Raw genomic sequence first — 13,234 nt, forward strand, 5'->3', positions numbered from 1 at the left:
ACGCCGAACGGATCTCGTTTCGAGAGAGCCAATCGGGGGTCCCGCCGCGTAATACCCGCCATGGGAGTGAGCGACGAGGCGCTGCTCGCCGGCATGGCGGCTGGAGATCCGCAGGCGGCGACAACATTCGTACGGCGCTACCAGTCGCGGGTGTATGGCTTGGCGGCCGCGATCGTGGGCCGGTCGGCCACCGCGGACGATGTGGCCCAGGAGGCATTCGTACGGGCGTGGAGATTCGCCGGCGGTTACGACGCCCGGCGAGGAAGTGTCCTGTCGTGGCTGCTGACCATCGCTCGCAACGCGGCGATCGACACGATCCGGCTGCGTCGGGACCAGCCGTACGACCCGGACATTCTGCTGACGGTGCTGTCGGCCGATGAGGCGTCGGACGACCGCCAGATCGAACAGCTCGCCGACACCGACCAGATGCGCACCGCGCTGCGGGGCTTGCCACGGGAACAGGCCGCGGCCGTGGTGCTGGCCACGTTCTACGGCTTCAGCGCCAGGGAGATCGCCGAGCGGGAGCGAGTGCCGCTGGGCACCGCCAAGACCAGGATTCGGCTCGGCCTCGCCCGGCTGCGCGACCATTTCGAGGTGAGCGATGACAAGACCGCATGATTGCCCGGCGATGCGGTCGCTGCTCGCCGAACTGGCCACGGGTGCGGCCTCGGGACACGAACGCGCCTGGGTGCTCGGCCATGTCACCGGTTGTCCGGCGTGCCGAGCGGAACTGGATGAGTTGGCGAAGGTTGCGGACGGCCTGCTGATGCTCGCACCGCCGGCGGAGCCGCCGCCGGAGTTCGAGAGCGCAGTACTGAAGCGTCTGGGCATGGCGGGATCGCGAACCGTCGGCCGCCGGTACTCGCGCCGGATGATGCTCGCCGTCGGTGGAATGGCGGCCGCCCTGCTGCTCGTTTCCGGCGGAAGCGCCACAGTCGTTTACCAGCAGGGAGAAACGGACCGCGCGCTGGCCGACCAGTACCGGCAGACCTTGTCGATCGCCAACGGCCGCTACCTCAAGGCCGCGCGGCTGACCACGCCGTCCGGCGCGCAGTCCGGCACGGTCTTCCTCTACCAGGGAAGCCCGTCCTGGCTGCTGGTCAGTATCTCGTCCGCACCGACGGACGGCCGGTACGAGATCCACGTCCGGGACCGCGGCGGCGTACTGCGCACGATCGGTGCCTGCCAGGTGAAAGACCACGCCGGCACCACCGGATACCAGCTCGACATCGCGGTGGCACACGTCGCCGAGATACAACTCACCCAAAACAGCCAAACGCCCCTGACAGCAACCCTCCCCAACTAACCAAGCCCAGTCATCGAGAGGTCGAGATCCTGGAACAGTTGAACCGCTTGGCGGCGTGGCGCGTAATTGCCACTGGCCCGACGGTTGCCCAATCCGGCGGCCGCGGAGTCAGTCATTGGAAGGAGTCTTGGATGATTTTGACAGCGCGGGTGTGGCGAGGTTTTGGCGCGGTTCTGCTGCTGGCGGCGGGTGGATTCGCGGGCGCCGCACCGGCTGCGTTGGCCACGCCAACGGATACCACACCACCAACGGCGCCAGCGAACCTGCACGCGGTGAGCATCACCGACACGGACATCGTGCTGGCCTGGGACAAGTCGACGGACAGCAGCGGGTCCGTGAGCTATGCCCTGTTCTTCGACGACAACCCCACCCCCTTCTGGGTCAGCGGAACCCAGTTCGACGTGCACGCGAATGTGGCGATCGGCATGATTCCGGGTACTACACACACGTTCCAGGTGCGCGCTGAGGATTCCTCGGGCAACGCCTCCTTCAGCAACAGGCTGACGACCTCGTTCGCGCCCGGCGACGACACGGCGCCGACGGCGCCGAGCAATCTGCATGTGGTGAGCAACAACTCGAACGGAATCGTGCTGGCCTGGGATCCCTCCATCGACGAGTCCGATGTCATCTACTTCGTCGACGGGGCGCCGTGCTCGCCGCACCACGCCGGCAGCGCAACGACACTGCTCATAGGATCCCTCGCCACGGACCCGGTGTGCGGTATCAGCGCCGGTTTCACCTACACCTTCTCGGTCCGGGCACAGGACGCCATCGGCTTCAACTCCCCGTCCAGTGACACCATCAGCGTCTTCTTCAACGGCTGAGAGCTCTTCAGCGACCGCCCATCGGAGGAGGCTTCTACGAGGTGGGCGGTTGGTACCAGCGTAGGTAGTCGAACTGGGCGAGTTGGGCGTGGTCGCCGCCATGGGCGAACAGGCCGACACGGGTGCCGGCGACGTCCGCTGCAGGGAGCGTGTAGGTCATTCCCCAGACCCAGTGCCGGCTGTCTCGGCTGATGCCGGCGCGGTAGCGTCCCTCGCCGCTCGATGGGTCGGTGGTGTGCGCGATCCGCATCCAAGTGATCGGTGCCGCGCCGGCGAGGCTCAGCACGCTGCCGGCGTTGGGGCCGAGGTTCTGGACGCTCTCTTTCCCGTACTCGGTGGTTCGCGTCCGGCCATGTCCGCGGACCGCGAGGCGCAGGAAGTCGTCGTCGGCGCGGTACACAATCAGACCGGCCTGCGGGAATCGCTTGTCGAGCAGGGACCCGAAGTCCAGCGTCAGTTTGGTTTCCACCACCCAGTCTCCGGCGGGAGGTTCGCGTAACAGCACCGATGCGGAGTCCGTGTCGCCGGTCAGATCGCCGCCCTGGACAGGGAAGTCGAGACTTCCGTGCCGTACGTCGGCTGCAGGCTCGCGGACCCAACTCCACTCCGGTCCGAGCGGCCGGTCGAACTCGTCGCTGCGCACCGGGTCGAGTCGACCGACCGCCGGGTCGGGCTCCCGCTTGGTGATCGGCCGGTACAGCTGCGCCGCGGTCACGTCGTCGACGTCCACTGGCGCGCCGGCGGCGACCAGACGCACCGAGCCGGACTGCAGGGGCCGCGGCAGGTTCACCTCGACTCGTGCCTGCGGGTCGTACAGCCCAGCCTCGCTGAGCTCGACCACCAGTTGCCGACCGCGGATCCGGACGTCCAGTTCGTGCCAGTCGCGCGGGTCTGTCGCCGCAGGCAGGGCGACCCGTTTGATCTCGCGTGCTGCCGGCGTCGTGTCGGTGACGACGAGCGCCCGCCGATCGGCGTCGAGTGTGACGCGGACGCCTACGCCCGGCCCGGACTCGCCCAGCATCAGCCCGACCTGGCCACGCCCCAGTGGTGCCCGGACCGACGCTCTGGCCCGCAGGTCGGTGCTCACCGTTTGCCGCGCCCGCAGCTGAAGTTCGCCTCCGGTGATCTCAGCGTGCAGGTATCCACCGGCCTGCTCCTGACCCACCGTCCAACCTTGCGCGCCGACCCAGGTGTTCGGGTCCGGGGTGCTGATCCCCTCGACCGGATCGGCGATCAGGGCCGGTTTCGGAGCGGCGCCGTTCTCGCTCGCGAACTGACCGCCCCGGACCACCGGCCAGCCGTCGATCCAGTCCAGCTGGTCGGCAAACATCGAACGCACCAGTGGTTTCTGCGTTTGCATGTCGTACCACGGTCGGTTCCGGTCGATGCCGTGGTACAGCAGCCAGTCCTGCCCCGAGGCGTCGGTCGCCTGAGTGCTGTGCCCGGTACCGACCCAGGCGTTGCCGTTCGGGGTGAGCACCGGGGTTCCACCGGGGTAGGCGGAATCGGCCTTTGCGCCGGTGCGGTCGACGAACGGACCGCGTGGACTTCGCGAGCGAGAGACGACAACCGTGTAGCCGCTGTTGGGTCCGCTGCAGCAGTTGCCCGTCGAGTAGAACAACCAGTACCAGCCGCTGCGGTAGACGACGTACGAGGCCTCGTAGGCATCTTCGGCAACGACTTGCACGGGAGCGCCGATCCGTTGCCTGACCTGGCGGTCGACCTCCTGGACGAAGATGCCGCCGTTGAACCCGCCGTAGTACAGGTAGCGCCGGCCGTCCGGTGCGGTGAACAGCTCGCTGTCGATGATTCCTTGCATTCGCGGCGGTTCGTCCGGGAACGGTTGCCAGGTCCCGGGCGGAATGACCGGCCCCGGATCGGCGACCCATGGACCGGTCGGGGTAGGCGCGCTCGCGACACCGATCGTCCGGTTCGGGTTCGGTGCGACGGCGGTGTCGATCGCGCTGAACGTGAGCACGTACCGACCCTCGAGCCAGGACACGTCGGGAGCCCAGATCGTCGAGGTGTCGCGGAACCACTCCGGACGGGTGGTGTCAGTGAAGACCGTGCCGGCCGATTCCCAGCTGATCAGGTCTTCGGACCGCTGGATCGTGATGTTGCGGGCCGTCGTGAAGCTGTACCAGAAACCGTCACGGCCGCGGATCACGGACGGGTCGGCGAGGCTTGCGGGCGGCGCTGCCGAGACGGGATTCTGGAAGCTCGCCTCGGGATGCGCCGGCCCGGTCGGGCCCACCGGAGCCGCGCCCACCGGAGCCGCGACGCCGACGGCGGCCAATAGAGCGAGCCAGACAACCGCGAACCGACGACTGGACCGAGCTGGCTTGCGGCAGTACGCCATCGCGAGAATCTCCTCCGGTGCAGGGGCAGTGGGCCCCATCTTCGGGCACCCATTACAGCGCTGCAACCCTTTCGTCCGCAGGAAAATCCGAACGGCGTCTGGAGGAGAATCCGAACGGCGGATCGGCCAGGTGGACCGCTCTCAGGAGACTGCTCATCCGCGCCGGGGGAGGAGCGTGTCGCGGGGACCGCCGTACGGTCGGTGGGTGGGGGGTGGTGCGCACGTGATTGGGCACGCGCTGGTTTCCGTTCCGAGGCCGGCCACCCGGAGGGGTTGGGACCGCGCGATCGCCGTCGGGTTCGCGGTGGGGTCAGCCTGTTTCTTCATCGGGCCGTTCCCCGGGTTCGTCCAGTTGGTGGGTGCGGCGGCCGACGGTGTGGTGTTCTTCGTTGGCTCCGTCTTCTTCACCCTCGCCGCTGCCATGGAGTTGCGGGAGGGGACTGTCCGGCGCGGGCATCGCTGGGGTCGTGACCCGTCATGGTGGAGTGCCGCGGTGCAGTTCGTCGGCACTCTTCTGTTCAACCTCAGTACGTTCTCCGCCCTGCAGGAAAGCCTGTCCACGCAGCAGGAGGACCGGCTGATCTGGGCGCCTGATGCGTTCGGCTCGGCATGCTTTCTCGTGTCCGGCGCGCTGGCCTACCGAGTCACGGCCGGACCGGGCCGCCTGCTTCCGGCCCGGATGGATCGGGCGGGTACGACGGCCGCCGTGAATCTGCTCGGCTGCGTGCTGTTCGGGATCTCGGCCATCGCCTCGTTCGTCGTACCCTCCAGCGGTTCGATACTCGACCTGGCTGTCGTGAACTGGTCCACTGCGCTCGGCGCCCTGTGCTTCTTCATCGGTGCTCTCCTGACCCTGCCCGCTCGCCCGGACATGGCGAGCTAGGTCTGCATGGCGGGCTGTCACAGGTGCCGATGCTGTCCTGTCTGTACTGAAGGATTCGACGACTGGTAGGGAGACATCGAATGGCGGAGCAGAACGACTTCCCAGCGCCGGAGCACGGGCTGGTTGTCACCCACTTCCTGACCGTGCGCGATGTCCGGGTGTCGCGCGAGTTCTACGCGGACGTCTTCGGTGGCCGCGTTGTGCTCGCCGAGAACCCGGCCGTCGTCAAAGTCGCCAACACGTGGATCATCATGAATCCCGGCGGGGGACCGACACCGGACAAACCGGACGTCACGCTGACCCCTCCGGAGCCGGGCGACCCGGTCTCGGCGTTCCTCAATGTCCGGGTCGCCGACATCGGTGCGTTCTACGCCACCGCCCGCTCCAAGGGCGCGCACTTCCTCACCGAACCCAGGATCGCCAGAGCGAGTTGCGCTGCTACCTGCGTGACCCGGACGGATACCTCATCGAAATCGGCCAGACAACCGGTCTCCTCCAAGGCATCTCAGCCACCCAGTGAGCCCTTGAAGATCAGGTGGCCGGTTCCTGGCGACTGCGGTAGGTGAGCAGGCCTTCGATGCCGCGCAGGAATGTGTCGCCGATGGGTTTCGGATCGGTCAGGCAGCCCGCGGCCATGGCGCCGTCTCGCAGCATGACGAAGTGCCGGGCGGCCGGCTCTGCGTCGATCTTCCCGGTGCCGGTGAAGAGTTCGACCAGGGTTGCCAGAAACCACTGCCGGTGCTTGAGGACTGCCTGGTGGACCGGATGGCGCGGGTCGGGGTATTCGGCGGCGGCGTTCAGGAACGCGCAGCCGCGGAAGCCGGTTCTCTGGATGTCATCGGCGATGGCCTGGCCGACAGCGCGAATGATGTCGTCGGAGTCGGCGCCTTGAGCTCGCGCGGCATCTACCCGCGTGCGGATTGCCTCGTCGGCTTGCGTCAGGTAGGCGACGATGAGGTCATCCTTGCTCGGGAAGTGCCTGTACAGGGTGGCGCGTGTCACCTGTGCGTCGGCGATGACGCGGTCGACACCCACGGAATGCAGGCCCTCGGCGTAGAAGAGCTCGGTGGCAGTGCCGAGCAGTCGCGACCGTGCTTCCGACATCCGTTTCCCTCCGATCTCTTGGAGTGCCCTGGCGAGCCTAGCAGACAGAACGATCGGTCTTGACAACGGTCGACATCTGCTGCCAGGCTCCGCAGTACCGATCGTTCTGTCTACACGGATGGCACCGGCACGGTCAGTACGGCGCGTCGGGAGCAGTCGTCCGGCATCACGGTCCTCAGTCGGTGACCCCGGCGGGCCGGTAGTTCGTCCATCTCGAGAGGAATCTGGTGTCCACTTCATTCGAATCCATCGGCGCGACCGGCTCAGTGGCTGATGCCGCCGGCAGTACCAAGGCGCTGCGCACCCTGTACTACGTCCGCTTCGGATTCGCCGTCGTCTGGGCGATCCTGATGATCGCGATCGCCACGACGATCAATCCGGGAACAGTCGTCCTGCTGGTGATCTACCCACTGTTCGACGTCGCCGCGGCCGTGATCGACTTCCGCTCCTCGGGCTCCACTCGGCCGAAGGCGCCGCTCTACGTGAACATGGGCTTGAGTCTGCTCACCGCCGTCGGGTTGGCCATCGCGGCCACCTCCGGCATCCCGAGTGTGCTGCGGGTGTGGGGCGTCTGGGCGATCACCGCGGGCATCGTTCAGTTGATCGTCGCGATCCTGCGCTACCGGCTCGGCGGTCAGTTGGCGATGATCCTCAGCGGAGGCATCTCCGTCCTCGCCGGCGGCAGTTTCATCCTGATGGCAGGCGGCCCGAAAGCCTCACTGACCACCGTCGCCGGCTACGCGATCCTCGGTGGGATCTTCTTCCTGATCTCCGCGATCCGCCTACACCGCCTTGCCCTCAAGGGCTGAACGAGCCACTCGTTCGGTTCAGGCGAGCGGGACTTCTACCTCGGCGACTGTGCCGTGGGGGTCGGCGTCGCGTAGCCGCATCCAACCGCCGGCTGCTTCCACCCTGATTCGCCGCGATGCGAGGCCGAGGTGCCCGTTTCTCAACCGGGCATCGAGGTCCACGCCGCCGAGCCCTCGGCCGTCGTCGATGACCTGCAGCCGGGCAACGGCATCAGTACGCGCCAGCTCGACGATGACCTTGCGGGCGGCGGCGTGCTTCACCACGTTCGTGAGCAGTTCGCGAACCGTCACCAGCAGCAGTTCGTCGACGGCGGTGCGCGTCGACTCGTCCCAGCCGTGTGTCACGACGTCGATCGAGAACCGGCCCCGTGACCGGGTGGCGTCGGCGACGTCCTTCAGGACCGGCAACAGTCCGGCCGATTCCAGTGCGGCCGGATGAAGCTGGGACATCGTTGCCCGCAGCAACCGGGTTGTCTCCGCCAATGCGAACTCGACCCGTTCGAGACATTCGGCGTCACCCGCGAGCGCCGGCTCGACGTCCTGCCGAGCCGCCAGCACGTACTGCAGGGCTCCGTCGTGAAGGGTCTCGGCCAGGTCCCGTTGTTCGCGCTGCTCGATCTGAACCATCTCCTCCAGCAGATGGTTGCGTTCCTGCAGCAGCCGGGCGATCGTCAGGACACGGGCGCGCTGCAGCGCCGTCAACAGCACACACGCCAGGCCGACGACGGCGAGCAGCAGTGCCCGGAGTACGACGTACGAGATCGGCTCCTCGTCGATGGGCCGGATCAGCAGCCCGGAGACGAGGTAGGCAAGCACCGTGGGCGCCGTGGCGAGCGCGCAGACCAGGGGACTGAGCTGTGTCGCTGCCATCAGCGGGACCACGAAGAGCCCGTTCAGCAACGTGTACGCCGTCCACGTCGTGTCTGCGGACTTGTCAGCGACCAGCGTCAGCCCGGCGAGAGTGAACACGTCGACCGCAAGGGCCAGCCAGGTGTACCGCAGTACTTCCGGACCGCCGAGCCGCAGTACCACCGTGGAGGCCACACTCCAGAGCACGTAGCTGAGGACGATCAGCCAGCACAGCAGAAGGTGGGCGGACGGTGGTTGGGTCACCAGGACCGCCACCAGGAACCCGGCGAGCAGCAATCGCAGCAGCGCTTGGATCCGCGCACCTTCGTGCGGCAGTCCGGCGACCTGCTCCGACGCGATCATTCGAGCAGGCCTCGTCGCATGCCTTCGGCGACGGCAGCGGCCCGATCCGAGACCCCCAGCTTCTGGTACAGGCGTTGGGCGTGCGTCTTGACCGTACTCACGCCCAGGTACAGCTCGGCCGCGAGTTCGGGGATCGAGAGGCCGCGGGCAAACCCGGTCAGCACCTGCTGTTCGCGTTCGCTGAGCACAGGACCGGCAGAGGCCGCCCGCAGCCTGATCTGAGCGGCCAGCCCCGCGGCCAGTTCCGGCGGGACGACGGTCTCGCCCTGGCTCACCCGCCGGACCGCATCGACGATCTCCGAACGGCGGGCCTCTTTGGACAGATAGCCCTGAGCACCTTCCTCCAGGGCCCGGAAGACGATCGCACTGTCGGTTACGGCCGACAGGATCAGAGCCCGGGTGGGCAGTTGTTGCCGGACGATCGCATGGACGACGTCAAGCCCGGTCAGGTCAGGCATCTGGTAGTCGAGAACGGCCACGTCCGGACGCTCGCCGGCGATCACCTCGAGTCCTTCCCGGCCGGTGGAGGCCTCACCCACCACCTCGAGGTAGCCACTTTCGCGCAGGCCCCGGATCAGGCCGTCCCGGAAGAACGGATGGTCGTCCACCACCACGACGCGTGCCGACTCCCGCGTACCGGTACTCCGCCCGCTCCCCACCATGTCCGCTCCACCCCACCTCCGGCGTACGGAGGCCATCACCAGCATGCCGGTCGCTTACCGCACTGGTCCAGAGCGCGACTCCGATCGGCACGGGCCCGTCCGCCGATCGGGGGACAGCGCTATCAGCCGGTGCGGGGGCTGTTCGGCGGATGGGATCGACGCGGCGAGCGAGCGAACCTGCTGTGTGAGGCCGAGACCAGCTCGGCATGGGGAGCAGAGGGGTTCCGATGAATCGCAAGAACAGGGATGGCCGCATCGGCCACACGCCGTGGTCGGGGGCCGGTCAGTGGCCGGACAGCGTGACGTACGTCGACCTCCGCCCGCGGACCGACCAGCTGACGATGGCCGCCGAGCGCGACCCGGCGGGGACACGGCAGAAGTCCGCCAACGATCTCATCACCTGGCCGGCAGTCTGACCGAGGCAGCGATCACCGAGGCAGCCTCACACGCCTTCGCCCAAGGGATGCAGGCGATCCTGATCGGGATGGCTGTCACACTCGGACTGGCTTTCCTGGTAGCGCTCCGGCACCCAGGTGACCACCCATCGGGCCTAGCATCTGGCCATGGAGCAAGCGTTCAGCGGCACGGTCATCGAGTGGCGCGGTCCCGCGCCGTACTACTTCGTCCCCGTTCCTGAGCAGGAGTCGGTCGCGCTGCGGGCGGCGGGCTCGGCCGCCAGCTACGGCTGGGGGATGCTGCCGATCCGCGCTCGGATCGGCAGCGCCGAGTGGAAGACGTCGCTGTGGCCGAAGGACGGGGGCTACCTGCTCCCGCTGAAGGACGCCGTACGCAAGCCTGAAGGACTGGACGCGGGCGACGCGGTGGACGTTCGGCTCACGTTCGACGCGCCGCCCCGTCAGCAGAAGCGGCCGGCCAAGCGGGCGCACGTTCCTCGCCCGACGGGCTCACGGGAGCCGGTCACCGCCGAGCAGCTCACGATCGTTCCGGCCAACCGGGCGACGTGGGAGGACCTGCAGGCGGTCTTCGGTACGACCGGCAGCCCCGCGAGTTGCTGGTGCCAGCGGTTCCGGATGCTGCCCAAGGAATCCTGGGCGTCTGAGGGTCCCGAGGAGCTCGCCGCCCGGCTCCGCGACCAGACGGGCTGCGGAAACCGCAAGGCGCGGGCGACCAGCGGCCTGGTCGCGTATCTCGACGGCGAGCCGGTCGGCTGGTGCGCCGTCGCACCGCGGGCCGACCACCCGAGGCTGCTCCGCGACTTCCGCGTCCCCTGGCTGGACCGAAACGAGGACAAGACCGACACCAGCGTCTGGGCCGTGACCTGCTTCGTCGTCCGTGTCGGCTACCGGCGCCGGGGAGTCAGCCGCGCACTCGCCCGCGCCGCCGCCGATTTCGCCCGTGAACGCGGCGCCGGCGCTGTGGAGGGCTACCCGGACCTCGTGGACGGTGGGTTCGTCGGAACTCTCGCCACGTTTGCCGATGCCGGGTTCGCCGAGGTGAGCCGTCCCGGCAACCGTCGCGTGGTCATGCGCATCGACTTCTAGGAATCGCTCGGCCTGACGTCGAGGAGGCGCCCGGCGTTGACGCATTCCGATATAGGCATATGATGGCCTCATGGCACGAGCAGCGACGACCTCGGACGCGTTCAACGCGATCGCCGAACCGCGGCGGCGGGAGATCCTGGTGCTGCTGCGGGGCAGCGAGCGGCCGGTGACCGACCTGGCGCGGGACCTGGGGATGACCCAGCCGCAGGCGTCCAAGCACCTGCGGGTTCTCCGCGAGGTCGGGCTGGTGCGGGTCCGCGAGTCAGGCAAGCAACGGCTGTACGGCTTGGACGCCCGCGGGCTGCGGCCGGTCCACGAGTGGGTGGGCGGCTTCGAACGGTTCTGGAGCGAGAGCTTCGGCCGGCTGGACGAGTACGTGCAGGAGCTGAAGCAGACAAGGCAGGAGGAACCAGACGATGACGACGATCAGTAGCGGTGGCGAGTCTGCGCCCGCGACCGCGGACCGCGAGATCGTGATCTCCCGGGTGATCGGCGCCCGGCGGGAGCTGGTGTTCGAGGCGTTCACCGAAGTCCGGCACCTGTCGCGGTGGTGGGGACCGGAGGGGTTCACCACCACGACGCGGGCGTTCGAGTTCCGCGTCGGCGGGGTGTGGGATTTCGTGATGCGCGGGCCGGACGGGACCGACTACCAGGAGTGGATCAGCTGGCGGGAGATCGTCCGGCCGGAGCGGATCGCGCTGCTGCACGGCGAGTCTCGTGACGACCCGAACGCCTTCGAGTCGGTGCTGACCTTCGAGGCGGACGGCGAGCAGACCCGGATCGTGATGCACACGGTGTTCCCCAGCAAGGAACTCCGCGACGAGGCCGTGGAGAAGTACCACGCGATCGAGGGTGGCGAGCAGACGCTGCACAGCCTGGCGACGTACGTCACCGAACTCACCTGGGATGAGACGACACCGAAGGGAACCGGGAACTGATGGCCGGAAAAGTGTTCTTCAGTGTGACGATGTCATTGGACGGCTTCATGGCGCCCGACGCCGTGCCCGTTGAGGACCTCTTCGGGCCTGAGCAGAAGCCGGATGACCCGAGGGTGCGGCGCTGGATGGCGCAGTGGACGGAACTGCACCAGGCAGCCTTTCCGCAGCGGTTCTTCCGGGAGAACCTGAAGCTCGGTGCGGGCGGCGAGGAGGGACTCGAGAACGACATCGCGCGGGAGACGCACGAGCGCATCGGCGCGAATGTCATGGGCAAGCGCATGTTCGACGCCGGCGAGCTCTCCTGGCCGGAGGAGGCGCCGTTCCACACCCCGGTGTTCGTCGTCACCCACACCAAGCGCGACCCGTGGGAGCGGCCGGGCGGGACCACCTTCCACTTCGTCAACGACGGCGTCGAGAGCGCGCTGCTGCAGGCCCGCGAGGCCGCGGGCGACCGCGACGTACGCATCGCCGGCGGCGCCGAGACCATCCAGCAGTACCTGGACAGCGGACTGATCGACGAGTTCTCGATCACGCTCTCGCCGGTGCTGTTCGGCACCGGCATCCGCCTGTTCGACCGCGTGGACGCCGAACGCCTCGCGCTGGACCCGGTCCGCACGGACGCATCGTCCCGGGTGACCCACCTGACCTACACCGTCGGGAAACGCTAGCCGCGTTCCTGTGCCGCTATGGTCGGCCGGCGTTGTCGAGCAGGTCGCCGTACTCGGGGTTCTTCTCGATGTAGCTGCCCACGATCGGGCAGTAGTTCGCAACGGCAACGTTCTTGGTGCGGATGTCGTCGAGCGCGTGCCGGATCAGCAGCGCCGCGAGACCTTGGCCGCGGTGGGACTCGGCAATCCAGGTGTGGGTGATCGTCAGCTTGGAGCCGATCACGTGATAGACGAGCATGCCGACGCGGTCGTCGCCGCTGGTGATTTCGTAGTACTCGTCCTCGGGGTGATCGAGGATCGCGATCATCTGGTCGTCGTGGTCTGTCGGGGTCGTCACTGGTGGGCTCCTGTGGAGGTTTCGAGGTGAGCCGCCGGGCGGACGTCGTCGACCTCGAGTGTCGCTGCGAGGGGTGCCGAGAAGCGGTCGGTTCCGTCCAGGCCGGGACGGGCCAGGCGGCGCCAGGTCAGCTGCCGGCCGGCGCTGTCGGTGAACCACAGGCGAATCTGCCAGTCACCGTCCACGCACGACACGGGAGACGGGGTGCCTTGGATCCAGATCTGAACGCTTGCTGGAAGGGCATCGAGGGGGAGCGGGTACGTCGTCAGCGGGAGGACTGAACCCGCGGCGGCGTCACGGCCTTCCCAGTCGGCCAGCACCACGTCGAGATCCAGGATCCGGGCGGTCACGCTGACAGCGCTTTGTCCGTTGTGCGGCCTGGTTGCCGGCCGGGTGACGTTTCCGACTGTGAGGTCACCGCCGGTGAGTCGGTAGCTGCCCGGCAGGTGGGTGGAATTGTCACTCATCGTTTCGTGCCTGTCCGCTGCTCTCTTCATCTTCTTCGTGGACCACATGGTCCACTCTTGCGTTAGGCTACACCGCTGACCGCTTGTGCCGGACGGTCGGGTGGCCGGACCGCTTCGGGCAGCTCTGGTGCGTCTTTGACAGGCGTGATAGTGGACTGTATGG

The 13,234-nt window shown here is 67.7% G+C and carries 17 protein-coding genes; 11 read left to right on the plus strand and 6 right to left on the minus strand.

The window, feature by feature from the left end:
• Positions 1 to 60 precede the first annotated feature (60 nt).
• From E0H75_RS35830 to E0H75_RS35840, 3 genes are read left to right on the plus strand one after another with little or no spacing between them, the layout of a single operon-like run.
• Entirely contained in the window at positions 61 to 618 is a 558-nt protein-coding gene (locus tag E0H75_RS35830; protein ID WP_202873335.1) for an RNA polymerase sigma factor, read from the plus strand.
• The gene (locus E0H75_RS35835; RefSeq protein ID WP_131518150.1) at positions 602 to 1,306 is read left to right on the plus strand and encodes a hypothetical protein; all 705 of its coding nucleotides are present in this window, start codon (positions 602 to 604) and stop codon (positions 1,304 to 1,306) included. The genes E0H75_RS35830 and E0H75_RS35835 overlap by 17 nt, the downstream gene beginning before the upstream one ends.
• Before the next feature lie 38 nt (positions 1,307 to 1,344).
• Positions 1,345 to 2,130 (plus strand): fibronectin type III domain-containing protein, encoded by a 786-nt coding sequence (locus tag E0H75_RS35840; protein WP_131518151.1) that lies wholly within the window; start codon positions 1,345 to 1,347, stop codon positions 2,128 to 2,130.
• Between the two features lie 34 nt (positions 2,131 to 2,164).
• On the opposite strand, the gene E0H75_RS35845 is transcribed toward E0H75_RS35840, so the two are convergent.
• Positions 2,165 to 4,528 carry a family 43 glycosylhydrolase gene (locus tag E0H75_RS35845; protein ID WP_131518152.1) on the minus strand — a complete coding sequence of 788 codons (2,364 nt, stop codon included), beginning with the start codon at positions 4,526 to 4,528 and terminating at the stop codon, positions 2,165 to 2,167.
• A 184-nt stretch (positions 4,529 to 4,712) separates the two neighbouring features.
• Between E0H75_RS35845 and E0H75_RS35850 the strand changes: the two genes are divergently transcribed.
• Together E0H75_RS35850 and E0H75_RS35855 are read left to right on the plus strand one after the other, a co-directional pair.
• Entirely contained in the window at positions 4,713 to 5,372 is a 660-nt protein-coding gene (locus E0H75_RS35850) for a hypothetical protein (protein ID WP_131518153.1), read from the plus strand.
• An 80-nt stretch (positions 5,373 to 5,452) separates the two neighbouring features.
• Positions 5,453 to 5,938, plus strand: a complete 486-nt coding sequence (locus E0H75_RS35855) for a VOC family protein (RefSeq protein ID WP_202873336.1) — start codon at positions 5,453 to 5,455, stop codon at positions 5,936 to 5,938.
• Here E0H75_RS35855 and E0H75_RS35860 read toward each other — a convergent pair.
• Complete coding sequence (locus tag E0H75_RS35860) at positions 5,904 to 6,407, minus strand: TetR/AcrR family transcriptional regulator (protein WP_238163481.1); 504 nt, start codon at positions 6,405 to 6,407, stop codon at positions 5,904 to 5,906. The genes E0H75_RS35855 and E0H75_RS35860 overlap by 35 nt on opposite strands.
• Positions 6,408 to 6,703: 296 nt before the next feature.
• Here E0H75_RS35860 and E0H75_RS35865 point away from each other — a divergent pair, with 296 nt between their 5' ends.
• Complete coding sequence (locus E0H75_RS35865) at positions 6,704 to 7,285, plus strand: hypothetical protein (protein ID WP_202873337.1); 582 nt, start codon at positions 6,704 to 6,706, stop codon at positions 7,283 to 7,285.
• An 18-nt stretch (positions 7,286 to 7,303) separates the two neighbouring features.
• Here the strand turns inward: E0H75_RS35865 and E0H75_RS35870 are convergent, their stop codons facing one another.
• Entirely contained in the window at positions 7,304 to 8,497 is a 1,194-nt protein-coding gene (locus E0H75_RS35870) for a sensor histidine kinase (protein ID WP_131518155.1), read from the minus strand.
• Positions 8,494 to 9,159, minus strand: a complete 666-nt coding sequence (locus E0H75_RS35875) for a response regulator (RefSeq protein WP_131518156.1) — start codon at positions 9,157 to 9,159, stop codon at positions 8,494 to 8,496. The genes E0H75_RS35870 and E0H75_RS35875 overlap by 4 nt, the downstream gene beginning before the upstream one ends.
• A gap of 227 nt (positions 9,160 to 9,386) precedes the next feature.
• On the opposite strand from E0H75_RS35875, the gene E0H75_RS35880 reads away from it, so the two are divergent.
• From E0H75_RS35880 to E0H75_RS35905, 5 genes are all read left to right on the plus strand, one after another.
• On the plus strand, positions 9,387 to 9,575 hold the full coding sequence (locus E0H75_RS35880) for a hypothetical protein (RefSeq protein ID WP_131518157.1): 189 nt from the start codon (positions 9,387 to 9,389) through the stop codon (positions 9,573 to 9,575).
• A 147-nt stretch (positions 9,576 to 9,722) separates the two neighbouring features.
• Positions 9,723 to 10,661 carry a DUF1905 domain-containing protein gene (locus tag E0H75_RS43755; RefSeq protein WP_202873338.1) on the plus strand — a complete coding sequence of 313 codons (939 nt, stop codon included), beginning with the start codon at positions 9,723 to 9,725 and terminating at the stop codon, positions 10,659 to 10,661.
• Positions 10,662 to 10,731: 70 nt separating this feature from the next.
• Positions 10,732 to 11,094 carry an ArsR/SmtB family transcription factor gene (locus E0H75_RS35895; protein ID WP_131518158.1) on the plus strand — a complete coding sequence of 121 codons (363 nt, stop codon included), beginning with the start codon at positions 10,732 to 10,734 and terminating at the stop codon, positions 11,092 to 11,094.
• The gene (locus tag E0H75_RS35900) at positions 11,078 to 11,599 is read left to right on the plus strand and encodes an SRPBCC family protein (RefSeq protein ID WP_131518159.1); all 522 of its coding nucleotides are present in this window, start codon (positions 11,078 to 11,080) and stop codon (positions 11,597 to 11,599) included. The genes E0H75_RS35895 and E0H75_RS35900 overlap by 17 nt, the downstream gene beginning before the upstream one ends.
• Positions 11,599 to 12,267 (plus strand): dihydrofolate reductase family protein, encoded by a 669-nt coding sequence (locus E0H75_RS35905; protein ID WP_131518160.1) that lies wholly within the window; start codon positions 11,599 to 11,601, stop codon positions 12,265 to 12,267. The genes E0H75_RS35900 and E0H75_RS35905 overlap by 1 nt, the downstream gene beginning before the upstream one ends.
• A 16-nt stretch (positions 12,268 to 12,283) precedes the next feature.
• On the opposite strand, the gene E0H75_RS35910 is transcribed toward E0H75_RS35905, so the two are convergent.
• Both E0H75_RS35910 and E0H75_RS35915 read right to left on the minus strand, forming a co-directional pair.
• A complete protein-coding gene (locus E0H75_RS35910; protein WP_131518161.1) occupies positions 12,284 to 12,604 on the minus strand; it encodes a GNAT family N-acetyltransferase in 321 nt (106 codons plus the stop codon).
• Positions 12,601 to 13,071, minus strand: coding sequence for a hypothetical protein (locus E0H75_RS35915; RefSeq protein WP_131518162.1), 471 nt, complete (start codon positions 13,069 to 13,071; stop codon positions 12,601 to 12,603). The genes E0H75_RS35910 and E0H75_RS35915 overlap by 4 nt, the downstream gene beginning before the upstream one ends.
• Between the last annotated feature and the right edge of the window lie 163 nt (positions 13,072 to 13,234).

This window comes from Kribbella capetownensis (assembly GCF_004331485.1).
Lineage (GTDB): Bacteria > Actinomycetota > Actinomycetes > Propionibacteriales > Kribbellaceae > Kribbella > Kribbella capetownensis.

What these genes read in the sequence shown, in the direction of transcription:
- E0H75_RS35915 (WP_131518162.1), bottom strand. Translation starts at nt 13,071, where the DNA reads ATGAGTGACAATTCCACCCACCTGCCGGGCAGCTACCGACTCACCGGC.
- E0H75_RS43755 (WP_202873338.1), top strand. Translation starts at nt 9,723, where the DNA reads ATGGAGCAAGCGTTCAGCGGCACGGTCATCGAGTGGCGCGGTCCCGCG.
- E0H75_RS35830 (WP_202873335.1), top strand. Translation starts at nt 61, where the DNA reads ATGGGAGTGAGCGACGAGGCGCTGCTCGCCGGCATGGCGGCTGGAGAT.
- E0H75_RS35845 (WP_131518152.1), bottom strand. Translation starts at nt 4,528, where the DNA reads ATGGGGCCCACTGCCCCTGCACCGGAGGAGATTCTCGCGATGGCGTAC.
- E0H75_RS35875 (WP_131518156.1), bottom strand. Translation starts at nt 9,159, where the DNA reads ATGGTGGGGAGCGGGCGGAGTACCGGTACGCGGGAGTCGGCACGCGTC.
- E0H75_RS35880 (WP_131518157.1), top strand. Translation starts at nt 9,387, where the DNA reads ATGAATCGCAAGAACAGGGATGGCCGCATCGGCCACACGCCGTGGTCG.
- E0H75_RS35905 (WP_131518160.1), top strand. Translation starts at nt 11,599, where the DNA reads ATGGCCGGAAAAGTGTTCTTCAGTGTGACGATGTCATTGGACGGCTTC.
- E0H75_RS35870 (WP_131518155.1), bottom strand. Translation starts at nt 8,497, where the DNA reads ATGATCGCGTCGGAGCAGGTCGCCGGACTGCCGCACGAAGGTGCGCGG.
- E0H75_RS35895 (WP_131518158.1), top strand. Translation starts at nt 10,732, where the DNA reads ATGGCACGAGCAGCGACGACCTCGGACGCGTTCAACGCGATCGCCGAA.
- E0H75_RS35855 (WP_202873336.1), top strand. Translation starts at nt 5,453, where the DNA reads ATGGCGGAGCAGAACGACTTCCCAGCGCCGGAGCACGGGCTGGTTGTC.
- E0H75_RS35900 (WP_131518159.1), top strand. Translation starts at nt 11,078, where the DNA reads ATGACGACGATCAGTAGCGGTGGCGAGTCTGCGCCCGCGACCGCGGAC.
- E0H75_RS35835 (WP_131518150.1), top strand. Translation starts at nt 602, where the DNA reads ATGACAAGACCGCATGATTGCCCGGCGATGCGGTCGCTGCTCGCCGAA.